Annotated in this window: 17 protein-coding genes; 12 read left to right on the forward strand and 5 right to left on the reverse strand. The window is 64.6% G+C overall.

What is annotated here, in order from left to right; genetic code table 11:
• Window positions 1–39: 39 nt before the first annotated feature.
• The gene (glnE, locus tag C2L65_RS12945; RefSeq protein WP_042313084.1) at window positions 40–2,832 is read right to left on the reverse strand and encodes a bifunctional [glutamate--ammonia ligase]-adenylyl-L-tyrosine phosphorylase/[glutamate--ammonia-ligase] adenylyltransferase; all 2,793 of its coding nucleotides are present in this window, start codon (window positions 2,830–2,832) and stop codon (window positions 40–42) included.
• Window positions 2,833–3,018: 186 nt separating this feature from the next.
• Between glnE and C2L65_RS12950 the strand changes: the two genes are divergently transcribed.
• The 6 genes from C2L65_RS12950 (at window position 3,019) to C2L65_RS12975 (ending at window position 12,102) form a co-directional block, all read left to right on the forward strand.
• Window positions 3,019–7,263, forward strand: coding sequence for a YhdP family protein (locus tag C2L65_RS12950; RefSeq protein WP_042313086.1), 4,245 nt, complete (start codon window positions 3,019–3,021; stop codon window positions 7,261–7,263).
• 114 nt (window positions 7,264–7,377) lie between these two features.
• Window positions 7,378–8,226 (forward strand): carbon-nitrogen hydrolase family protein, encoded by an 849-nt coding sequence (locus tag C2L65_RS12955; RefSeq protein ID WP_042313088.1) that lies wholly within the window; start codon window positions 7,378–7,380, stop codon window positions 8,224–8,226.
• A 98-nt stretch (window positions 8,227–8,324) separates the two neighbouring features.
• Window positions 8,325–9,791 carry a metalloprotease TldD gene (gene tldD, locus C2L65_RS12960; protein WP_042313090.1) on the forward strand — a complete coding sequence of 489 codons (1,467 nt, stop codon included), beginning with the start codon at window positions 8,325–8,327 and terminating at the stop codon, window positions 9,789–9,791.
• 386 nt (window positions 9,792–10,177) lie between these two features.
• Window positions 10,178–11,251 carry a 3-deoxy-7-phosphoheptulonate synthase AroG gene (gene aroG, locus C2L65_RS12965; protein ID WP_042313091.1) on the forward strand — a complete coding sequence of 358 codons (1,074 nt, stop codon included), beginning with the start codon at window positions 10,178–10,180 and terminating at the stop codon, window positions 11,249–11,251.
• Between the two features lie 180 nt (window positions 11,252–11,431).
• Window positions 11,432–11,770: a type II toxin-antitoxin system RelE/ParE family toxin gene (locus C2L65_RS12970; RefSeq protein ID WP_042313092.1), complete on the forward strand. Its 339-nt coding sequence runs from the start codon at window positions 11,432–11,434 to the stop codon at window positions 11,768–11,770.
• Window positions 11,767–12,102, forward strand: coding sequence for a helix-turn-helix domain-containing protein (locus tag C2L65_RS12975; protein WP_042313094.1), 336 nt, complete (start codon window positions 11,767–11,769; stop codon window positions 12,100–12,102). Before C2L65_RS12970 ends, C2L65_RS12975 begins: the two co-directional genes overlap by 4 nt.
• A gap of 21 nt (window positions 12,103–12,123) precedes the next feature.
• On the opposite strand, the gene C2L65_RS12980 is transcribed toward C2L65_RS12975, so the two are convergent.
• Window positions 12,124–12,702 carry a cob(I)yrinic acid a,c-diamide adenosyltransferase gene (locus C2L65_RS12980; protein WP_042313095.1) on the reverse strand — a complete coding sequence of 193 codons (579 nt, stop codon included), beginning with the start codon at window positions 12,700–12,702 and terminating at the stop codon, window positions 12,124–12,126.
• Window positions 12,703–12,896: 194 nt separating this feature from the next.
• Here C2L65_RS12980 and C2L65_RS12985 point away from each other — a divergent pair, with 194 nt between their 5' ends.
• The 6 genes from C2L65_RS12985 (at window position 12,897) to proC (ending at window position 20,013) form a co-directional block, all read left to right on the forward strand.
• A complete protein-coding gene (locus C2L65_RS12985) occupies window positions 12,897–14,309 on the forward strand; it encodes an FAD-binding oxidoreductase (RefSeq protein WP_042313144.1) in 1,413 nt (470 codons plus the stop codon).
• A 70-nt stretch (window positions 14,310–14,379) separates the two neighbouring features.
• The gene (locus tag C2L65_RS12990; protein WP_042313097.1) at window positions 14,380–15,885 is read left to right on the forward strand and encodes an FAD-linked oxidase C-terminal domain-containing protein; all 1,506 of its coding nucleotides are present in this window, start codon (window positions 14,380–14,382) and stop codon (window positions 15,883–15,885) included.
• A 159-nt stretch (window positions 15,886–16,044) separates the two neighbouring features.
• On the forward strand, window positions 16,045–17,133 hold the full coding sequence (glcE, locus tag C2L65_RS12995) for a glycolate oxidase subunit GlcE (protein ID WP_042313098.1): 1,089 nt from the start codon (window positions 16,045–16,047) through the stop codon (window positions 17,131–17,133).
• 7 nt (window positions 17,134–17,140) lie between these two features.
• Window positions 17,141–18,367: a glycolate oxidase subunit GlcF gene (gene glcF, locus C2L65_RS13000; RefSeq protein ID WP_042313101.1), complete on the forward strand. Its 1,227-nt coding sequence runs from the start codon at window positions 17,141–17,143 to the stop codon at window positions 18,365–18,367.
• 118 nt (window positions 18,368–18,485) lie between these two features.
• Window positions 18,486–19,184 (forward strand): YggS family pyridoxal phosphate-dependent enzyme, encoded by a 699-nt coding sequence (locus tag C2L65_RS13005; protein WP_042313104.1) that lies wholly within the window; start codon window positions 18,486–18,488, stop codon window positions 19,182–19,184.
• A gap of 13 nt (window positions 19,185–19,197) precedes the next feature.
• Window positions 19,198–20,013, forward strand: a complete 816-nt coding sequence (gene proC, locus C2L65_RS13010; RefSeq protein ID WP_042313107.1) for a pyrroline-5-carboxylate reductase — start codon at window positions 19,198–19,200, stop codon at window positions 20,011–20,013.
• 78 nt (window positions 20,014–20,091) lie between these two features.
• Here the strand turns inward: proC and ubiA are convergent, their stop codons facing one another.
• From ubiA to C2L65_RS13025, 3 genes are all read right to left on the reverse strand, one after another.
• Entirely contained in the window at window positions 20,092–20,955 is an 864-nt protein-coding gene (ubiA, locus tag C2L65_RS13015; RefSeq protein WP_042313110.1) for a 4-hydroxybenzoate octaprenyltransferase, read from the reverse strand.
• Window positions 20,956–21,132: 177 nt separating this feature from the next.
• On the reverse strand, window positions 21,133–21,621 hold the full coding sequence (locus tag C2L65_RS13020) for a Dps family protein (protein ID WP_007578627.1): 489 nt from the start codon (window positions 21,619–21,621) through the stop codon (window positions 21,133–21,135).
• Window positions 21,622–21,792: 171 nt separating this feature from the next.
• Complete coding sequence (locus C2L65_RS13025) at window positions 21,793–21,978, reverse strand: hypothetical protein (RefSeq protein ID WP_042313112.1); 186 nt, start codon at window positions 21,976–21,978, stop codon at window positions 21,793–21,795.
• Between the last annotated feature and the right edge of the window lie 13 nt (window positions 21,979–21,991).

Consider the following 21,991-nt stretch of genomic DNA (forward strand, 5'->3'; position numbering starts at 1 on the left):
GGAAGGCGCGGGCTCAACGCCCCGCGCCGCCGCGCAGCGTCATCCAAACACCCGCCGCCATAGCCGCAGCACGGCCTCGCGTTCGTTCTCGACGGCGTGCGGCTCGACGCGAGCCTTCTCCATGCCGTCGAGCCGCAGCTTGTGCTGCAGCTTCCGATACGTGCGGTAAGCCGCGCCCACGGTATCGGCCTCCTCGCCGCTCATCAGCCCGAAGCGCGACACCTCGCGCAACAGCGCGATATTGCCGGTATTGCGGATCAGCTCGGGATCGCGCGCCGCGTGCAGCAGCACCCAGTACTGCACGGTGAACTCGATGTCGACCATGCCGCCGCGATCGTGCTTCAGATCGAACAGTTCGGTCCGGTTCGGATGGCCTTCCTCGACACGCCGGCGCATGTCGACAATCTCTGCCGCGAGCGACGCGGCTTCGCGCGGCGTCGTCAGCACCTGTTCGCGGATCGCCTCGAACTGCGCGCCGACGGCGGGATCGCCCGCGCAGTAACGGGCGCGCGTCAGCGCCTGGTGTTCCCAGACCCACGCCGTGTTGGCGGCATCGCCCTCGCGCAACTGATAGCGGCGGAACGCGTCGAGATCGGTCACGAGCAGGCCCGATTCGCCGTTCGGACGCAGCCGCAGGTCGACGTCGAACAGCGTGCCCGCGCCCGTCGCCGTCGTGAGCCACGTGATCAGGCGGCGGGTGAAAGTTGCGTAGATGTCGGATGCGTTGTCGTCCGGATCGTCGTACAGGAAGATCAGGTCGAGGTCCGACGCGTAACCGAGTTCCTTTCCGCCCAGCTTGCCGTACGCGATGATCGCAAAGCGCGGCACCGCGCGATGGCGCTTGGCCAACTGGTTCCAGACGGCCTCGATGGTCACGTCGAGCACGGCATCCGCGAGTTCGGACAAACGGTCGCTGACATGCTCGACGCTCAGTTTGCCGGCCAGATCGATCAGCAGAATGCGGAACACCTCGGCCTGATGCGCGTGACGCAGCAGATCCATCTGCTGCTCGACGCCGTCGGCGGCGGCGAGCCGCGCGCGCAGCGTGCGCTTGAACTCCGGCCAGTCGAACGGGCTCGCCATCGCTTCGTCGTCGAGCAGTTCGTCGAGCAGTTGCGGATGGCGGATCAGGTAGCCCGCCGCCCAGCGCGACGCGCCCAGTACCGACAGCACGCGGTGCAGCGCCTGCGGATATTCAGTCAGCAGCGCGAGATAGGCGCCGCGCCGACCGATGGCTTCGAGCAGATCGAACAGGCGCACGAGAATATCGCCGCGCCGCTCGGCAGGCTCCAGCGTGTGTGCCGCCTCGAGCGCGCGCTGCGCGACGATGTCGAAGCGTTGGCGGCTGCGCTCCGCAAGCCCCGCATAGCGCGACGACTGCCATACAGCCTTCAGGCGCGCGAGCAACTCGGCGGGATGCTCGATGCCAAGCTCGACGAGCCGCGCGGCGAGCGCTTCATCGGCGCTGTCATCGACGAGTGCGCTGCTCCAGACCCACACGGCCGCGCCGTCTTCACGCGCGCCGCAGCCGCCTTGCCCGCTCACCTTGTCGGCGAATATCTGGTCGAACTGCTGTTCAACCAGCTCGCGATGCGCTTCGAGCTTCGTCATCAGCGACGCGTAATCATCGAAACCCATCGCCTGCGCGAGATGCGCGCGCTCGGTGGGATCGACGGGCATTGCGTGGGTTTGCGCGTCGTTTCGATATTGCAGACGGTGTTCGAGGTTGCGCAGAAACAGATACGCGCTCGTCAGATCCGCGCACACGCCCGGCGAAATGAGACCGCGCGCCGCCGCGTGGCGCAGCACGACGAGCGTCGGACGCACACGAAAACCCGCGTCCTGGCCGCCGCGTATCAACTGGAACACCTGCGCGCTGAATTCGATCTCGCGGATGCCGCCGCGCCCGAGCTTGATATCGTCTGCCTTGTCGGGGCGCATCGACGCGCGCCGCTGCGCCTCCTGGCGAATCTGCAAATGCAGCGAACGGATCGCGCTGATCACGCCGAAGTCCAGATAGCGCCGGTAGATGAACGGCTTCACGATCGCGTCGAGCTGCTTCGACAGCCGGCGCGCCGAATCGCTGGCGTGTTCGGACACGAGCCGGCCCTTGATCCACGCGTAGCGCTCCCACTCGCGGCCCTGCACGTAGAAATACTCTTCGAGCATGCCGAGGCTGCACACGAGCGGCCCCGAGTCGCCGTTCGGCCGCAGCCGCATGTCGACTCGAAACACATAGCCGTCCGCCGTCACCTCGGCGAGCGCCGCGATCAGCCGCTTGCCGAGGCGCGTGAAGAAGTCCTGGGTGGCGATGGGCGAACGCTGGCCGCCCGTCGTCTCGCCGTCGTCCTCATAGACGAAGATCAGATCGATATCCGACGACACGTTCAGCTCGCGCCCGCCCAGCTTGCCCATGCCGACCACGCCCAACGACAGCCGCTCGCCCTGCGTGCCGCGCGGCTCGCCATAAAGCGCTTCGAGATCGGCGCTGACTACAGCCATCGCGCGCTGGACCGTCGCTTCGGCGAGATCGGTCATCGTGCCCGTCACTTCCGCCACGTCGGCTGCACCGGACAGGTCCCGCTCCATCACGGCGCAGAACACTTCTGCGCGAAGCTGGCGCAGCGCGTTTTTCAGTGCGTCTTCGGAGAGTTGCGCATCGGGCGTCGCGCGCAGAGCGTCCGTCAGCGCGTCGAGACGCTCGTCGATCCGCTCGCGGCTGATGGGCGCCTCCGCCAGCGCCGCGACGCGCGAAGCGAGACCATCATGCGCCGCATAGGCACGCGACGCGTAGTGCGAATAGCTGGAACTCAACAGGGATGGTTCGGTCATCAAAGATCTGGCTCGCTGGTTGCTTGGGTTCCTGCCTCGGGCCGTCGCAGCCGGAGCTCGCTCGAGCTGCCGACACCCCGTGTGGCCTTGTCCACACAGGCCGTACCTTAAGTCCGTGGCCGCTGGCCCGTGTGATACATTTCGTGGTTAGACCGCAAAACTAACATACGCCTACCCCGTCGCAGCATGTCCGAGCGAAACTCATCCGCCGACCCGCACGAAGCTGGACGCGTCAAGCCCGTAGGCGGACACGATCACGCAGTGCTGCGGCACACGCTGCGGGTCCTGCTTGGCATCGCGCTGTTCCTGTATTTCGTTGTCGTGCTGGCCGTTCTTGGCCTGCGCTACATCGTGCTGCCGCACGCCGATTCGTTTCGTCCGAGAATCGAGGCGGCCGTCTCCGAAAAGATCCACGCCCAGCTCAAGATCGGCAAGATCGCGCCGCACTGGACGGGCTTCCAGCCCGGCCTCGAAGTCACCAACGTCACCATCACCAACCGCGACGGCAAGGTCGCGCTGAACATTCCGCACGCGAGCGCGACGGTGTCGTGGTCATCCGTCTGGAAGCTCGCGCCGATCCTGTCGAGCGTGATCGTCGACAAACCGGATCTGCTAATTGAGCGTGAAACGGATGGCTCGCTGACCGTTGCGGGAGTGATGGTGCCGACCACGCATTCCGGCAACGACACCTTCAGCACGTGGCTGCTGCGCCAGGAGGCGATGATCCTGCGCGGCGGCACGCTGCGCTGGCACGACGCGCGCCGCGACGCGCCCGAGATCGCGCTACATGACATCCGCCTCGCGATCCTCAGCGACGGCTACGATCACCGGCTCGCGCTGCAGGCGCCGCCCAACGGCAAGCTGCTGTTCGGCCCGCTCGACTTTCGCGCGCACTTCCGGCACGCGCGCCTCGCCGCGATGGGCAAGCCGATCAACTGGACGGGCGAAGCCTACATATCGGCGGGGCCCGTCGATCTGCCGACGCTCGCCCGCTACATGGACTTCCCGATCGAAACCTACGCGGGCCGCGTCGACAACGCGATCTGGCTGCAGTTTGCGCAGGGCCGCGTGCGCTCGGCCTCGGGCGAACTGTCGGGCAACAACATCGCGCTGCGCGTGAAGCCGACGCAGCCGAAGCTCGACGTGCCCGTCGCGAGCTTTTCGTGGGCAGTCGCCCACGACGGCGACGACTGGACGCTCGACCTGAACAACCTGCGCGCCGAACTCGGCCAGCCGCCGCTCGACGACGGCACGCCCGTGGCCCGCATCCTCGCGTTGCACACGCTGTCGAGCCGCTACCGGATGCCGAGCATCCAGCACGGCCAGCTGATCAGCATTTCGGGCGATCGCGTCGATCTGGGCGTGCTCGTGGAATTCAGCCGCGCGCTGCCGCTGCCCAAACGCATTCTGAACAACCTCGTGCGCTTCAACCCACGCGGGCTGGTAGCCAACTACACGATCGAAGTCGAGCGCGGCAAGCCCGATTCGGGCGAGGCCGCCACCGAGCATCGCGAGCCGGGCGCGGAACCCATCGTGCGGTATCGCTTCAAGGGCGATCTGCAGGGCATCAGCGTCGCCGCGCAGGAGCCGCCGCCAGGACTGACCGCGAGGAACCACCCGCGCGCGGGCATTCCGGGCATCGAGAATCTCTGGGGCACGGTCGACGCCGACGAAAAACACGGCTCGATTGCCATCGATACGGCGAACGCGGCGCTCACGCTGCCCGGCGTATTCGACGACCCGCGCCTCACGTTCGATCATCTGAGCGGCAAAGGCACATGGACGATCGCGTCCGCCATCGAGCCAGGCCAGCAGCACAAGGCGTTCAAGGTCGATGTGTCGGAACTGAAGGTGTCGAATGCGGATACGGCCGCGAAGGCGACAGCCAGCTACTCGAACGTCGGCAGCGGGCGCGGCTCGCTCGATCTGAAGGCCGACTTCGAGCGCGCGCAGGTCACGCGGATCACGCGCTATCTGCCTACCAGCATCAGTGAAAAACTGCGCGTCTATCTGACCCACGGCTTGCAGGCGGGCGTGTCACACGGCGGCACGATCGAGATTCACGGCAATCTTGAGAAATTCCCCTACTCGCGTGACCCGAGCGCGGGCGTGTTCAGAATCGTCGCGCCGTTCAAGGGCGGGCGTTTCGACCCGTCGCCGTATCCGCCGCGCACATTGAAAAACGGCGCGCCGAACGTGTGGCCCGCGCTGGACGGCATCGACGGCACGTTCCAGCTGAAAGAGAAACTGCTGCGCTTCGACGTGGACCGCGCGCATTACAAGGGCGTCGCCATGCACAAGGTGACGGGCAAGATCGACGACCTCGGCAACCGCGCATCGAGCCTCATCATCACGGGCGACGGACACGGGCCGCTCGCCGACATGCTCGACTACGTGAACAACAGCGCGCTCGGCGGGATGGCGAAGCATGAAACGGAAAAGATTCATGCCGAAGGCCCCGCCGCGCTCGCGCTCAAGCTGACGGTACCGCGCAACCCGCCCACGCCGCCGGGCGTCACGCCGCCGAAAGTGCGTGTCGCGGTGGAAGGCTCGCTCGCGTTCGAGAACGACCGGCTTGCGGTGGACAACGTCCCGCCGCTGTCGCAGTTGCGCGGCAAAGTGCATTTCACCGAGCGCACCGCGCAGGTCGACGGGCTGTCGGGGCAGTTCATGGGCGGCAACGTGCATGCGAAGGGCGGCCTCGACGACAAAGGCGCCTATGCGCTCAACCTGTCAGGCCAGGTCGCCGTCGATGCCGCCCGCGACCTGAATCTGCGCGGCCTGCCCGCGCAGGTGCTGACGCGGATGAACGGCAGCGCGCCCTACGACATCAGCGTACGCGGCGCGAAAGGCCGTTTGCCCGATGTCGCCGTTCACTCGGACCTGACGGGGCTCGCGCTCAATTTCCCTGCGCCGTTCAATAAACCGATCGGCACGCCGATGCCACTCGACTTCACGTTCCGGCCGACTGTCGGGAACGGCGGCAGCAGCGTGGACGCAAGCAACGGCAGCGCGACGAACAACGGGTTGCAACGCGCCGACCTCAAGTTCGGTCCGATCGCGGCGACCTATCTGCTGCGCCACACGCCTGGCCAGCCGCCCGAAGTCGTGCGCGGCGCGGTCGGCGTGAACCGCACGGCGGAGTTGCCGTCGGAAGGCGTGATCGCCGCCGTGGACATCGACGCGCTCGACGCCGACGCGTGGCGCGCCCTGTTCCTGCAGATGCGCAAGGCCAACGAAGGCGTCGCCCCCGTACCGCCCAGCGCGACGGCCGTGCAGTTCATGCCGAACCGTTTCGCGATCCACATCGGCACGCTGACCTTGCTCAAGCGCCACTGGGAAAGCGTGGTGGTCGGCGCCTCGCACAACGATCGCCAGTGGCAGGCGAACATCGCGTCGAACCAGGTGTCGGGCCACCTGTCGTGGGTGCCGGGCGCGCAGCCGGGATCGCCGGGCACGCTGCAGGCGCGGCTCGCGCGACTCGTGATTCCGTCGGCGACCGAGAACGATCTGCTTGGCCCGGCGATCAACCAGCCCGCGCAGAACATTCCGTCGATCGATCTCGTCGTCAACGAACTGATCGTGCGCGAGCGCAACATCGGCAAGCTCGAAGTCAACGCGCATAACTTCGAGGACAACGGCACGCCCGTCTGGCAACTCGATTCGCTCGCGATCACCAACCCGGCCGCCGTACTGAACGCGACGGCGAACTGGCGCACGGGCCGCAATTACGGCGCGAACCAGGACGACGAAGCCGAGCGGAGCACCGAGCTCGATTTCAAACTGGACATCAAGGACGCGGGTCTGCTGCTCGAACGCGCCGGCCTCCCGCGCACACTGAAGGCGGGTGAAGGGTCGCTGTCGGGCAAGCTTGGCTGGCGCGGCGGCCCGACCAAGCCCGACTATCCGACGCTCAACGGCAATCTGGCCGTCGATCTGCGGCACGGGCAGATTCTCAAGGTCGATCCGGGCGTCGCGAAGCTGCTCGGCGTGCTGAGCCTGCAAAGCCTCGCGCGCTACGCGTCGATGAATTTCCGCGACGTGATCGGCGAAGGGCTGCCGTTCGAACACGTGACGGGCACCGCGCAGGTCGTGAACGGCATCGGCTCGACGAACAACTTCGAACTGGTGACAGCGCCCGCGCGCGCGGAGATGAAAGGCACCGTCGATATGACCACCGAAACGCAGAACCTGAACGTGCATATCGTGCCGACCGTCAGCGCGGGCGCGGGCGTGGTCGCAGCGGCCATCATCAATCCGCTGCTTGGCCTTGCCGCGCTGGTCGGCGATATCGCGCTGTCGCATTCGATCGAACATGCGTTTGCACGCGATTACGCGATCACGGGCTCATGGGCCAAACCGCACGTCGAGCGGGTACATGGAGATAGCGGTAATATGAACGCGCCGGCCGCCATCGCGACGCCGAACTGAGAACCGCACCGCGGTTCCGAGGTTTCTGGCGATGGCTGACGCGCCCTATGCATCGGGCGCGAACGCCGGCGTCCGCTGTCCGTACTGCCCATTGCAGGAGTCTTTCGAACGCCTATGAGCGACCTGAACACGCAGTCCGCGAAGTCCTTTCCCCACGCTGGTCCTTTCCGCGTCGCCGCGCTGCAGATGGTGAGCACGCCGGACCGCGACCGCAATCTCGCCGATGCCGACCACCTGATCGCGCAAGCCGCCGCCGATGGCGCGCAGCTCGTCCTGCTGCCCGAGTACTTCTGCTTCATGGGCCACAAGGACACCGACAAGCTCACCGTGCGCGAACCCTACGGCGACGGCCCGATCCAGCGCTTTCTCGCCGACGCCGCGCGCCGGCACAAGGTCTGGGTGATCGGCGGCACGCTGCCTTTGACCGCGCCTGAAGAAACCCGCGTGCTGAACACGACGCTGGTGTTCGATCCGCAGGGCAACGAGGCCGCGCGCTACGACAAGATCCATCTGTTCAACTTCGAGAAAGGCGAGGAATCGTTCGACGAGGCGCGCACGATCCGCCCCGGCGACACCGTCCGCACGTTCGACGCGCCGTTCGGGCGCGTCGGCCTGTCCGTCTGCTACGATCTACGCTTTCCCGAGCTGTACCGGCGCATGGGCGACTGCGCGCTGATCGTCGTGCCGTCCGCCTTCACGTACACGACGGGCCGCGCGCACTGGGAAACCCTGCTGCGCGCGCGGGCCGTCGAGAACCAGTGCTACGTGCTCGCCGCTGCACAGGGCGGCAAGCATGAAAACGGCCGGCGCACGTGGGGCCACACCATGCTGATCGACCCGTGGGGCGAAATTATCGACGTGCGCGACGAAGGCGCGGGCGTCGTCGCGGGCAATATTGAGCGCTCACGTATCGACGAAGTCCGGCAGAGTCTGCCGGCCTGGCGTCACCGCGTGCTGAGCTGATTACGTTTGACATGAACCGCACGTATTGAAAGTGCCGCCGACGTCACCCATCTGACTGGCATGCACCCACCGAATACCCTGAATCGAGCGAACTTCGCATGAACATCATCGAACCCAGCATCCGTAATCTCGCGACGGCCAAAGATGTGCTCCTCACGCCGTACGGCCTCGACGAAGGCGTGCTGACCCGCACCCTCGCCGAAATCTTCACGCATCGCGTCGACTACGCGGACCTGTATTTCCAGGCCACGCGCAGCGAAGCGTGGAGCCTCGAGGAAGGCATCGTCAAATCGGGCAGTTTCAGCATCGACCAGGGCGTCGGCGTGCGCGCCGTGTCGGGCGACCGCACGGCGTTCGCATATTCGGACGACCTGTCGCCTGAAGCGATTCGCCAGGCCGCGATCGCCACGCGCGCGATCGCGAAAGCGGGCGGCGGCAAGCAGAAGATCAAGGCGGCATCGACGCTGACGGGCGTGTCCGGGCGCGATCTGTATCTGCCGTCCGATCCGCTGCATTCGCTCGACGCCACCGCGAAGGTCAAGTTGCTCGAGCGCATCGAACAGATGGCGCGCGGCCGCGATCCGCGCATCACGCAGGTGATGGCGGGCCTCGCGGGCGAATACGACGTCGTGCTGGTTGCGCGCAGCGACGGCGCGCTGGCCGCGGACATCCGCCCGCTCGTGCGCGTATCGGTGACGGTGATCGCCGAGCAGAACGGCCGCCGCGAAATCGGCAGCGGCGGCGGCGGCGGACGCTACGACTACGGCTATTTCACGGATGAACTTCTGTCGAAGTACGTCGACGACGCCGTCCACGCGGCTTTGGTGAACCTCGACGCGCGTCCGGCCCCGGCTGGCGCGATGACCGTCGTGCTCGGACCGGGCTGGCCCGGCGTGCTGCTGCACGAAGCAATCGGCCACGGTCTGGAAGGCGACTTCAACCGCAAGGGCTCGTCGGCGTTCGCCGGGCGCATCGGTGAGCAGGTCGCGGCGAAGGGCGTGACGGTGGTCGACGACGGCACGCTGCCGAATCGCCGCGGCTCGCTCAACATCGACGACGAAGGCAACCCGACGCAGTGTACGACGCTGATCGAAGACGGCATCCTGAAGGGCTATATCCAGGACACGCTGAACGCGCGCCTGATGAAAATGCCCGTGACGGGCAACGCGCGCCGCGAATCGTATGCCGCGCTGCCGATGCCGCGCATGACCAACACGTACATGCTCAACGGCGACAAGGACCCGCGGGAAATCATCGCTTCCGTGAAGAACGGTCTGTATGCGGTGAACTTCGGCGGTGGCCAGGTCGACATCACGAACGGCAAGTTCGTGTTCTCGGCGTCTGAGGCGTACATGATCGAAAACGGCAAGATCACGTATCCCGTCAAGGGCGCGACGCTGATCGGCAGCGGCCCGGAGTCGCTCAAGTATGTGAGCATGATCGGTAACGACATGTCGCTGGATACTGGCGTCGGCGTGTGCGGCAAGGAAGGCCAGAGCGTGCCCGTCGGCGTCGGTCAGCCTACGCTGCGAATCGACAAGATGACGGTCGGCGGCACGGTGTGATTTCAGGCAACACGCACGCTTCACGCATTGAAAGCGCGAAGCGTGCGGATTTTCCGCATTTTTCAGGCCTACAGCTTGCCAGCCGAGCAAACCTCGGGTTATAAAGCCAATCAACCTTTTTGACGAGCCATCCCTTTTTCGCCATGTCCGCCAAGTTTTATTTTTATTTCTTTTGGGCATCTCAGACCGCTGGCGGATCGAGAGGGGTGTGAACGTACATAAGCACCTGAAATTCCCGAAAAAACCGCCAGCGAGTCTGGCGGTTTTTTTTCGTCCCTAACAACTTTGACTGTGACCTTTTTAGCCTGTTGACCTGTTCGCTGCGGCGCCGTCGTCAGATAGCAGACCGCTCGAACCGCGCTACTAAACGAATCGAGGAGAAACCCATGCCCCCGCACAATACCGACGATGTCCGCATCCGTGAATTGAAAGAACTGACGCCGCCCGCGCACCTGATCCGCGAATTCCCGTGCGACGAGAAGGTGTCGGATCTGATCTTCAACGCGCGCCAGTCGATGCATCGGATCCTGCACGGCATGGACGACCGCCTGATCGTCATCATCGGACCGTGTTCGATTCACGACCCGAAGGCCGCGATGGAATACGCCGGCCGCCTGATCGAGCAGCGCAAGCGCTTCGCTGGCGAACTGGAAGTCGTGATGCGCGTGTACTTCGAAAAGCCGCGCACGACGGTGGGCTGGAAGGGCCTCATCAACGACCCGTACATGGACAACAGCTTCAAGATCAACGACGGCCTGCGCGCCGCGCGCGAGCTGCTGATGAAGATCAACGAGCTGGGTCTGCCCGCCGGCACCGAATACCTCGACATGATCAGCCCGCAGTACATCGCCGATCTGATCTCGTGGGGCGCGATCGGCGCGCGCACGACGGAGTCACAAGTGCATCGCGAACTCGCGTCGGGCCTGTCGTGCCCCGTGGGCTTCAAGAACGGCACCGACGGCAACGTGAAGATCGCCGTCGACGCGATCAAGGCGGCATCGCAGCCGCACCATTTCCTGTCGGTGACCAAGGGTGGCCACTCGGCGATCGTCTCGACGGCAGGCAATGAGGACTGCCACATCATCCTGCGCGGCGGCAAGACGACGAACTATGACGCCGACAGTGTGAACGCCGCATGCAGCGACATCGGCAAGGCCGGCCTTGCAGCGCGCCTGATGATCGACGCGAGCCACGCAAACAGCTCGAAGAAGCACGAGAACCAGATTCCCGTGTGCGCGGATATCGGCCGCCAGATCGCGGCGGGTGACGAGCGCATCGTCGGCGTGATGGTCGAATCGCATCTGGTCGCGGGCCGTCAGGACCTGCAGGAAGGCTGCGAGTTGACCTACGGCCAGAGCGTCACGGACGCCTGCATCGGCTGGGACGACAGCATCGGCGTGCTGGAAGGTCTCGCGGATGCCGTCAAGCAGCGCCGCATTGCACGCGGCAGCGGCAACTGAACGCCGCGCTTCCCTCCTACGCACATCGTGCCCGGCTCATGCAGCCGGGCTTTTTTTTTTGGCCATTCGGCCGAATCGAATTTTCTCGCCCCTTTCGGTACCTTCAAATCTCGTTCCGGTGTTTGCGCAGATTGAACGCCGGAGATTTTAGGTATAAAATTTTGTACACGAAAGGAACACATGGAGCTGGAAAAAGAGATTCGCTGGGTCGGCTCCAGCTACAACGATCTGCTCGCGTTCCCGGATGAATCGCGCCGCCAGGCTGGCTTTCAGCTCGCCAAGGTGCAGGCGGGGCTCGATCCGGACAACTGGAAGCCGTTTGATATCGCCGGCGCGGGTACGCGCGAAATTCGCGTCAACGAGCAGGAAGGCGCATTTCGCGTGATGTACGTCGCCAAGTTTGTCGAAGCCGTTTATGTGCTGCACTGCTTCCATAAGAAGACGCAGGCTACCAGCCGGCAGGACAGGGAAATCGCCGAGGCGCGCTACCGCGCCGTGGCCAATGTGAGGAAAGTATGAAGACCATCGACACCAAGGTCCGTCACGTAACAAAACCGGGCGCGAATCTGTTTCTCGAGCTCGGCTTCCCCGCAGAAGAGGCGAAGCGCCTGCATGCCGCGTCGCAAAAGCAGATCAACGACACGCGGCTGCTCAAGGAACAGCTGATGACCGAGCTGTCCACGTGGATCGAGCAGCATCATCTTAAGCAGTCTGAAGCTGCGGAAATCCTGATGGTGTCGCGGCCGCGCGTGTCGGATGTCGTCAACAAGAAGACGGCCAAATTCACCATCGATACCCTCGTCGAAATGATGAGCCGTATCGGTAAGCCTGTGACGCTCGCGGTCGGCTGAGCGTCCTTGCAGGTCGCACCGCTATTCGCCGCGTTGCCGATCCGGCCTGTTCGCGCCGCGGTCGTGCCGCCATAGCACGTCGGCGCCGCCGTCCACGCGGTTCAGCACGCGTGCCAGCACGAACAGCAGATCGGACAGCCGGTTCACATATCGGCGCGGCGCATCGTTGATCGTCTCGACAGCGCCAAGCGCGACGATCGCGCGTTCCGCGCGCCGGCAAACGGTGCGGCACACATGCGCAAGCGAAGCGGCGCGCGTGCCGGCAGGCAGAATGAATTCCTTGAGCGGCGGCAGCGTCGCGTTGTATTCGGCAAGCCACGCGTCGAGTTGCGCGAGATGGGTATCGGCAATCATCGAATGGCCTGGGATGCATAGTTCGCCGCCGAGATCGAACAGATCGTGCTGGATCGACGTGAGCGCGGCGCGGACATCGTCGGGCAAGCTTTCGCACAGCAGCACGCCGATGTTCGAGTTCAGTTCATCGACGTCGCCGATCGCGGCAATGCGCGCGTCGTCCTTGCGCACGCGCTTGCCGTCGCCGAGACCCGTGGTGCCGTCGTCGCCCGTGCGCGTCGCGATCTTGCTCAAGCGGTTGCCCATGATGTCCGTGTCCTCATAATGTTCCGCGATGCATCCGTCCGGATATATCGCAGAATGCCGTTTAGCTTCGATCCATTATAAGGACGATCGGGCTAACCCTTGCCGCGCCTGTCTGCAAGCATGACGCCGCGCCAACGGTCGATGGGCGTAAAATGGGCATCAACCATCAGAATATTCGCCAACAGGAGACGCAGGTGAACCATCCCGTGCCGCCCGCCCCCGTGCGCCGCCCCTTTCCTCCTGAACTTCTCACTGCGCTCAAGTCGGCATTCGGCGAACGCGTATCCACGTCCGAAGCCGTCCGAGCCCATCACGGCCGCGACGAGTCGCCATTCGACCCACAACTGCCCGACGCCGTCGTCTTCGCGAACAGCACCGAAGACGTACAGAACATCGTCAAGCTGTGCGGTCAATACGACGTGCCCATCATTCCGTATGGCAACGGTTCTTCGCTCGAAGGCCATCTGCTCGCCGTGCAAGGCGGTGTGTCGATCGACCTTTCGGGAATGAACCGCGTGCTGTCGATCAACGCGGAAGATCTGACCGTCACCGTCGAGCCCGGCATTTCGCGCAAACAGTTGAACGAAGCGTTGCGGGACACAGGTCTGTTCTTCCCCATCGATCCGGGCGCCGATGCAAGCATCGGCGGGATGTCGGCGACGCGCGCGTCGGGCACGAACGCCGTGCGCTACGGCACGATGCGCGAAAACGTACTCGGCCTGACCGTCGTGCTCGCGGATGGCCGCGTGACCCAGACGGGTACGCGCGCGCGCAAGTCGTCGGCGGGCTACGACCTCACGCGCCTGTTCGTCGGCTCGGAAGGCACGCTCGGCGTGATCACCGAAATCACCGTGCGCCTGTACCCGCAGCCCGAAGCGGTATCGGCGGCTGTCTGCACGTTCCCTTCAATGGGCGATGCCGTACGCGCGGTGATCGAAACCATCCAGATCGGCGTGCCGATCGCGCGCGTCGAGTTCGTCGATTCGCTCGCCGTCCGCTCGATCAACCGTCATTCGAACCTGACGCTGCGCGAAGCGCCCACGCTGTTCTTCGAGTTTCACGGCACGGAAGCCGGCGTGAAGGAACAAGCTGAACTGGTTCAGGAAATCGCCGCGCAGAACAGCGGCGAAGGCTTCGAGTGGGCGACGCGTCCGGAAGACCGCAGCCGTCTGTGGAACGCACGTCACAACGCGTACTTTGCGATGCTGCAACTCAAGCCCGGCAGCCGCGCCGTCACCACCGACGTTTGCGTGCCCATCTCGCGGCTCGCCGAATGCGTGGTCGAAACGGAAGAAGACCTGAAAGCCTCACCGCTGCCCTGCCCGATCGTCGGGCACGTCGGCGACGGCAACTTCCACGTCGCGATGCTGATCGACCCGAACAAGCCGGAAGAACTGGAGGAAGCGGAGCGCCTGAATCATCGCATCGTGCAGCGCGCGCTGCGCATGGACGGCACCTGTACGGGCGAACATGGCGTGGGCCTGCACAAGATGGGCTTTCTGGTCGAAGAACACGGCCCCGTTGCCGTCGACGTGATGCGCTCGATCAAGCATTCGCTCGATCCGCGCAACCTGATGAATCCGGGCAAGATCTTTACGTGGGCCTAGGCCGGGCATAACCGTAGAGCTGGCTGCGCAGCGCAACGACGCGCGCGGCCGTCGATGGAGGAGACATTCCATGAACGCACCCGGCGAGCTGTCCCCCGAGCTTTCGCCCGAGATGCTTGCGCAACGTCAGCGCGAAGTCGTGCAGGCGTTAATGGCCGTGCTGCCAACGCATTGCCTTTTGTATCGCGAAGAAGACACTGTCGCGTACGAGTGCGACGGTCTTGCCGCATATCGGCGCTTGCCGCTGGCCGTCGCGTTGCCCGAGACGGAATCTCAGGTGCAGCGCATCGTGCAGATCTGCCACCGGTTGAACGTGCCGATCGTGCCGCGCGGCGCGGGCACGAGCCTGTCGGGCGGCGCGATGCCGATCCGGCATGGCGTCGTCGTGTCGCTCGCGCGCTTTCGCAAGATCATCGAAGTGGACCCGTATGCGCGCACGGCGACCGTGCAGCCGGGCGTGCGCAACCTGTCGATCTCGGAAGCGGCCGCGCCTTACGGTCTCTACTATGCGCCCGACCCTTCGTCGCAGATCGCCTGCACGATCGGCGGCAACGTCGCGGAAAATTCCGGCGGCGTGCATTGCCTGAAGTACGGACTGACCGTGCATAACGTGATGCGCGTGCGCGCGGTCACGATGGAAGGCGAAATCGTCGAGTTCGGCTCGCTCAGCCCGGACGCGCCGGGCCTCGACCTGCTGGCTGTCGTGATCGGCAGTGAAGGCATGTTCGCGATCGTCACGGAAGTCACAGTCAAGCTGATTCCCAAGCCGCAGGCCGCGCAGGTCATCATGGCGAGTTTCGACGACGTCGTGAAAGGCGGCGACGCCGTCGCGGGCATCATCGCCGCAGGCATCATCCCCGCCGGCCTGGAAATGATGGATAAGCCAGCCACGCGCGCCGTCGAGGAATTCGTGCAAGCGGGCTACGACCTCGACGCAGCGGCCATCCTGCTGTGCGAGTCGGACGGCACGCCCGAGGAAGTGAGCGAAGAAATCGTCCGGATGACGGCCGTCTTGCGCGAGCAAGGCGCCACGCGCATCCAGATTTCGCGCACGGAGGCCGAGCGGCTGCGTTTCTGGTCGGGCCGCAAAAATGCGTTCCCGGCCGCCGGCCGTATTTCGCCCGACTACTACTGCATGGACGGCACCGTGCCGCGCCGCAGCATCGGGCCGCTGCTCGCGCGCATCGAAGAGATGGAGAAGAAGTACAACCTGCGCTGCATCAACGTGTTCCATGCGGGCGACGGCAACATGCATCCGCTGATCCTGTTCAACGGCAACGATCTCGACGAGTGGCACCGCGCCGAGGCATTCGGTTGCGACATTCTCGAAACCTGCGTCGAACTGGGCGGAACGGTGACGGGCGAACATGGCGTGGGCATCGAGAAAATCAATTCGATGTGCGTGCAGTTTTCGCCGGAAGAACGCGATGCGTTTCACGCGGTCAAGCGCGCCTTTGATCCCGCCTGCCTGCTCAATCCCGACAAGGGCATCCCGACGCGTGCCCGCTGCGCCGAGTACGGCAAGATGCATGTGCGCGGAGGGCTGCTGCCTCATCCCGATATACCTCGTTTTTGAGTACCCGTTTTTGAGCACCTTCTTGCGCTGCCGGACCATGCGCGCCCTTGAACCAACATAACGCATAAGCGCAGCAGTACGTTTTATACGGGTCCGAACCGGGTTGCGAGCGCGGCTTGCCTCGGTACAATCGAAAGCACTACAACGAAGCAACGCACCATGAAAGAGGACGACATCGTCGCCGCGTGGTCGGAACGGGTTCGCGCTGCCACGGCCGCGCAGCAGCCGATCCGCATCCGTGGCGGTGGCACGAAGGACTGGTACGGCCAGTCATTGCAGGGTGAGGTCCTCGACACGCGCGCGCATCGCGGCGTCATCGCCTACGATCCGGCCGAACTGGTCATCACGGCGCGCGCCGGCACGCCGCTCCTCGAAATCGAAGCGGCGCTTGCTGAACACGACCAGATGCTCGCTTTCGAGCCGCCCCACTTCGGCCCGCAAGCCACGCTTGGCGGCTGCATTGCGGCTGGCATTGCTGGACCGCGCCGTCATTCGGCGGGCGCGGCACGCGACTTCGTGCTCGGCGCCATCGTCATGAACGGCCAGGGCCAGGTGCTGACGTTCGGCGGCCAGGTCGTGAAGAATGTTGCGGGTTACGACGTATCCCGGCTGATGGCGGGTTCTCTAGGAACGCTCGGGCTGATTCTCCAGTTGTCCGTCAAGGTGTTGCCGCGCCCGAAGGCCGAAGCGACGCTCAAGTTCGACATGAATGGCACCGACGCCGTCCGCAAGCTCAACGAATGGGGCGGCCGCCCGCTTCCCATTACGGGCAGCGCGTGGCGACACGGCACGCTCGCCGTGCGGCTTGGCGGCGCCGAGGCGGCCGTCAAGTCAGCGCGCACGTCGCTGGGCGGCGAAGTGGTCGATGCCGTCGAAGCCGAACGCTTCTGGGCGGGCCTGCGCGAACAGACCGACCCGTTCTTCGCAGCGATCGCGCCGAAGTCCGCGCTCTGGCGCCTCGCGCTGCCGACCATCACCGAGCCGCTGCAACTGCCCGGCGCGCAACTGATGGAATGGGGCGGCGCGCAACGCTGGTGGATCACCGACGCCGACGCGCAGACCGTGCGCATCAGCGCGAAACAGGCGGGCGGCCACGCGACGATCTTCCGCACCGGCCTCGGCTACGACCGAGGCGCAGGCGTGTTCACGCCGCTGCCCGCACCGCTGATGAAGATCCATCGCGGCCTGAAAGCTGCTTTCGACCCGGCCCGCATCTTCAACCGCGGCCGGTTGTACTCCGACTTCTGAGCGCCTGATGCAAACCAATCTCGCCGACTTCATGCGCAACACGCCGGACGGTGAAGAAGCCGACGCCATCCTGCGCAAATGCGTGCATTGCGGCTTTTGCACGGCCACCTGCCCGACCTATCAACTGCTCGGCGACGAGCTCGACGGTCCACGCGGGCGCATCTATCTGATCAAGCAGATGGTGGAAGGCGCGCCCGTCACACGCAGCACGCAGCTGCATCTGGACCGTTGCCTCACGTGCCGCAGCTGCGAATCGACCTGCCCTTCCGGCGTGCAGTACGGCAAGCTGATCGAGATAGGCCGCAAGCTCACCGAAGAGAAAGTGCCGCGCCCGTTCGGCCAGCGCCTGATGCGCCGGATGCTGGCGAGCTTCGTGCCGAACAGCACGCTGTTCACGCCCGCGATGCGGCTTGGCCAGCACTTCCGCCCGCTGCTGCCGAAGAAACTGCGCGACAAGGTACCGCAACGCCAGCGCCAGCTCGAATGGCCGACGGCCACCCATCCCCGCAAGATGCTGATGCTGGCCGGGTGTGTGCAGCCTTCGATGATGCCGAACGTCAACATTGCAACGGCACGCGTGCTGGACGCGCTGGGCATTCAGACCGTGATTGCACCGGAAGCCGGCTGTTGCGGCGCGATCCGCCTGCACCTCGGCTACAACGACGAAGCGCTCGATGACGTGCGGCAAAACATCGACGCGTGGTGGCCACATGTCGAACAGGGCGCTGAAGCGATCGTGATGAACGCCTCGGGCTGCGGCGCGACGGTCAAGGAATACGCGCACCTGCTGCGCAACGACCCTGCCTACGCGGAAAAAGCGAAACGCATTGTCGAACTGACGCGCGACATCAGCGAAATCCTGCCGGACTTCGAAGAAGCGCTGACGCCCCTCACGCGTCGCCGCGCAATTCATACGGTTGCGTATCACCCGCCCTGCACGCTGCAACATGGCCAGCAGATTCGCGGCAAGGTCGAGCATCTGCTGAACGCGCTCGGCATCGATGTCAGGCTGCCCGCCGATAGCCATCTGTGTTGCGGCTCGGCCGGCACCTATTCGCTCACGCAGCCCGCGCTTTCGTACGCATTGCGCAACCAGAAGCTGGAAAAGCTGAAGGCACAGGAGCCACAGATCATCGTGTCTGCGAATGTGGGTTGCATTGCGCATCTGCAAAGCGGCACCTCCACGCCTGTCGTGCATTGGGTCGAACTCGTCGAGCACATGCTCGCGTCCTGATCGGCAGAATCGGTTACAGACGGGTTGCGCGCAACCTGGCCGTTCGGCCAGGTCGTGACGCGCGGGCGGCGTCCGTATAATTCGATTCGTCGCCCCTCGCATCGGTACTCAACGCTTCATGCCCGCTCTCGCTCACAATCTCGACGCAGTGCATCAGCGCATCGCCCTCGCCGCGCAGGTCGCGGGCCGCGATCCGCGTTCCATTGCGTTGCTGGCCGTCTCCAAGACCTTTCCCGCTGAAGACGTTCGCGCCGCGCATGCCGCGGGCCAGCGCGCGTTCGGCGAAAACTACGTGCAGGAAGCGCTGACGAAAATCGAGGCGCTGTCCGATCTGCGCGCATCGCTCGGCTGGCATTTCATCGGGCCGCTGCAATCGAACAAGACGCGTCCCGTCGCCGAAAACTTCGACTGGGTGCATTCCGTCGACCGGCTGAAAATCGCGCAGCGTTTGTCCGAGCAGCGGCCAGATGCACTGCCGCCGCTCAATGTGTGCCTGCAGGTGAACATCAGCGGCGAGGCCTCGAAAAGCGGCGTGATGCCGGACGAAGCCGTCGAAGTCGCGCGCCAGATCGCCGCGCTGCCCAGGCTGCGTCTGCGCGGCCTGATGGCGATTCCCGAACCGGCAGGCGACGTCGAGCAGCAACGCGTGCCGCATCGCGCGTTGCGCGAGCTGTTCGAAAAGCTGCTCGCGGACGGTCTCGAACTCGACACGCTGTCGATGGGCATGTCGGGCGACCTCGAAGCGGCCGTGCTCGAAGGCGCGACCATCGTTCGCATCGGCACGGCTATCTTCGGCGCCCGCGATTACTCTCACTGAACTTCCGAACATCATGAAAATTGCCTTCATCGGCGGCGGCAACATGGCCGCTGCACTCATCGGCGGTCTGATCAAGCGCGGCGTTGCGCCGTCGGATATCCGCGCAATCGATCCCAACGAAGACGCGCGCAAGCGTAGCGAGCAGCAATTCGGCATCGGCACGAGCGCTTCGGCGGATGCGTCGCTGCAATCGTTCGATGCGATCGTGCTGGCCGTGAAGCCGCAGATCGTCAAGGACGTCGCAGCAGCGCTCGCGCCGCATCTGTCGGCGTCACAGATCGTCATCAGCATCGTCGCGGGCATTCGCGGCGCGGACCTCGGGCGCTGGCTCGGCGGTCACGCGCGTCTCGTGCGCACCATGCCGAACACGCCTGCGCTGATCGGCATGGGCGTGACAGGACTGGTCGCGATGGAAGGCGTCGACGCAGCGGGACGCGAGCTGGCCTCGCAGGTGCTCGGCGCGGTCGGCGAAACGGTGTGGTTCGACGACGAAGCGAAGATCGACGCCGTCACCGCGATCTCCGGCAGCGGCCCGGCCTACGTGTTCTATTTCATCGAGGCGCTGCAGGAAGCGGCGCGTCAGCTCGGCATGGACGAAGAGCAAGGCCGCGCGCTGGCCGTCGCGACGTTCACGGGCGCAGCGCAACTCGCTGCGCAGTCGGGCGAACCGGCAAGCGTGTTGCGCGAGCGGGTGACGTCGAAGGGCGGCACGACGGCTGCGGCGCTCGCCGCGTTCGACGCGCAAGGCGTGAAGGACGCAATCGTGCGCGGCGCGCTGGCTGCGGACGCGCGCGCGCGTGAAATGGGCGAGGAATTCGGCAAGCAGTGATATCGCTTGCCTGAATGGCACGGGCGGGCGAAGCAGCGATACGCATGCTTCGTCTCGCCGGACACTAGCGAATAGCGTCTAGAACGCCTGTGCCGCGTAATGCGCGGCAATGCCGGCGAACAACGCGCCGCCGAGCCAGTTGTTATGGCGAAACGCTGCGAAACACGGCATGCGTTCACGGTCCTTGATCAGCGTGTAGTGATAGACGGCACAACCCGCCGCCGCGGCAAGACCAATCCAGTACAGCACGCCGAAGCTCAGCGCAACGCCGATGCCCACATAGATACCGAGCGTCACCGCGTAGCAGAGCATGATCGCGAGTACGTCGAAGCGGCCGAACGTCAATGCGGACGTGCGAATGCCGATCTTGATGTCGTCGTCGCGATCGACCATCGCGTATTCGGTGTCGTACGCGACCGACCAGAACACGTTCGCAATCAGCATCACCCACGCGAGCGGCGGGACCTGATTCTGGATGGCGGCGAACGCCATCGGAATGCCGAAGCCGAACGCGATGCCCAGATACGCCTGCGGAATCGCGAAGAAGCGCTTCGTGAACGGATACGTGCCCGCGACGAACAGCGCGGCCACGGACAACTCCTTCGTCAGCGCGTTGAGCGGCAGGATCAGCAGGAACGCGATCAGCGAAAGCCCCGCTGCCAGCGCCACGGCTTCCCATGCCTTGATCTTGCCTGACGTGATCGGCCGGTTTTCGGTGCGCTTCACATAGCGATCGAAGTCGCGATCCGCGTAGTCGTTGATCGCGCAGCCGGCCGAGCGCATCAGTATCGTGCCGAGCGCGAAGATCACCAGCAAGGACAGCGACGGATGACCATCCGACGCAATCCACAACGCGTTGAGAGTGGGCCACAGCAGCAACAGGCTGCCGATCGGCTTGTCCATGCGGACAAGGCGCAGATAGAGCGGGAGTCGGGCGAACATGGCGGTGCGCGGAGATTCGATTCCCGTATTTTAGAGCAGTGCGCGTGGCAAGCCCTTTCGAACGCGCGGGCACAAAGCAAAAGCCCGGCGGAATCTAACCCGCCGGGCTTTCTTTGCCACATCTTCAGCGCGGCAGCGAGCGCTTCATACAGCGCCCGCGCTACGCCGCGACAGCGATTACGCCAGCATCGAACGCAGCATCCACGCGTTCTTTTCGTGCGTCTGCATGCGTTGCGTCAGCAAGTCGGCCGTCGGCTCGTCGTGTGCCGCGTCCGTCACCGGGAAGATCGCGCGCGCGGTGCGCACCACCGATTCCTGGCCTTCCACCAGCTGGCGGATCATGTCTTCCGCGGCGGGCACGCCGTCCGCTTCAGCGATCGACGATAGCTTCGCGAATTCCTTGTAGCTGCCCGGCGCGGCAACGCCCAGCGCGCGGATACGCTCGGCGATCAGATCGACGGCCAAGGCCAGTTCCGTGTACTGCGTTTCGAACATCAGATGCAGCGTGTTGAACATCGGACCCGTCACGTTCCAATGGAAGTTGTGGGTCTTCAGATAAAGCGTGTAAGTGTCGGCGAGAAGACGCGAGAGACCTTCTGCGATTTTCTTGCGATCCTTGTCGCTGATACCAATATTGACGTGCTGTACGGCTTCTTTCTTGGCCATGACGACTCCTTTTAAGAGTGATACGAACCGGTCTGCATGCCCGGAACTGCGCGTGTGCAATCGTTCAACGCTCGAACGCCCGCCAGTTTATCGTAGAACTGACAACCGTTCGCGAGACCCAACGCCGCGCTGCTCATGCCTTCCAGACCACGCATGGCCATGCGCGATTCGTCATCCGCGGACTGCATGCACCAGACTTGCGACGATCGTCACATAGCCACTGCCGAGGATCGCGAAACCCACGAGCTTCTGGAAAAGCATCGGGCCGTTCACCTGTTGTGCGACGCTGCGGGCATCGCGAGCGTTACGTGCATTACCTGCCTGAAATCCAACCGCGTTCATCACCATCTGAACCATGATCGTTCTCCCT

The organism is Paraburkholderia terrae, assembly GCF_002902925.1.
In the GTDB taxonomy this organism is placed as follows: Bacteria; Pseudomonadota; Gammaproteobacteria; order Burkholderiales; family Burkholderiaceae; genus Paraburkholderia; species Paraburkholderia terrae.

Excerpts from the sequence above, each read along its gene's own strand:
- glnE (WP_042313084.1), bottom strand. The coding sequence starts at position 2,832 with ATGACCGAACCATCCCTGTTGAGTTCCAGCTATTCGCACTACGCGTCG.
- C2L65_RS12950 (WP_042313086.1), top strand. The coding sequence starts at position 3,019 with ATGTCCGAGCGAAACTCATCCGCCGACCCGCACGAAGCTGGACGCGTC.
- C2L65_RS12955 (WP_042313088.1), top strand. The coding sequence starts at position 7,378 with ATGAGCGACCTGAACACGCAGTCCGCGAAGTCCTTTCCCCACGCTGGT.
- tldD (WP_042313090.1), top strand. The coding sequence starts at position 8,325 with ATGAACATCATCGAACCCAGCATCCGTAATCTCGCGACGGCCAAAGAT.
- aroG (WP_042313091.1), top strand. The coding sequence starts at position 10,178 with ATGCCCCCGCACAATACCGACGATGTCCGCATCCGTGAATTGAAAGAA.
- C2L65_RS12970 (WP_042313092.1), top strand. The coding sequence starts at position 11,432 with ATGGAGCTGGAAAAAGAGATTCGCTGGGTCGGCTCCAGCTACAACGAT.
- C2L65_RS12975 (WP_042313094.1), top strand. The coding sequence starts at position 11,767 with ATGAAGACCATCGACACCAAGGTCCGTCACGTAACAAAACCGGGCGCG.
- C2L65_RS12980 (WP_042313095.1), bottom strand. The coding sequence starts at position 12,702 with ATGGGCAACCGCTTGAGCAAGATCGCGACGCGCACGGGCGACGACGGC.
- C2L65_RS12990 (WP_042313097.1), top strand. The coding sequence starts at position 14,380 with ATGAACGCACCCGGCGAGCTGTCCCCCGAGCTTTCGCCCGAGATGCTT.
- glcE (WP_042313098.1), top strand. The coding sequence starts at position 16,045 with ATGAAAGAGGACGACATCGTCGCCGCGTGGTCGGAACGGGTTCGCGCT.
- glcF (WP_042313101.1), top strand. The coding sequence starts at position 17,141 with ATGCAAACCAATCTCGCCGACTTCATGCGCAACACGCCGGACGGTGAA.
- C2L65_RS13005 (WP_042313104.1), top strand. The coding sequence starts at position 18,486 with ATGCCCGCTCTCGCTCACAATCTCGACGCAGTGCATCAGCGCATCGCC.
- proC (WP_042313107.1), top strand. The coding sequence starts at position 19,198 with ATGAAAATTGCCTTCATCGGCGGCGGCAACATGGCCGCTGCACTCATC.
- ubiA (WP_042313110.1), bottom strand. The coding sequence starts at position 20,955 with ATGTTCGCCCGACTCCCGCTCTATCTGCGCCTTGTCCGCATGGACAAG.
- C2L65_RS13020 (WP_007578627.1), bottom strand. The coding sequence starts at position 21,621 with ATGGCCAAGAAAGAAGCCGTACAGCACGTCAATATTGGTATCAGCGAC.
- C2L65_RS13025 (WP_042313112.1), bottom strand. The coding sequence starts at position 21,978 with ATGGTTCAGATGGTGATGAACGCGGTTGGATTTCAGGCAGGTAATGCA.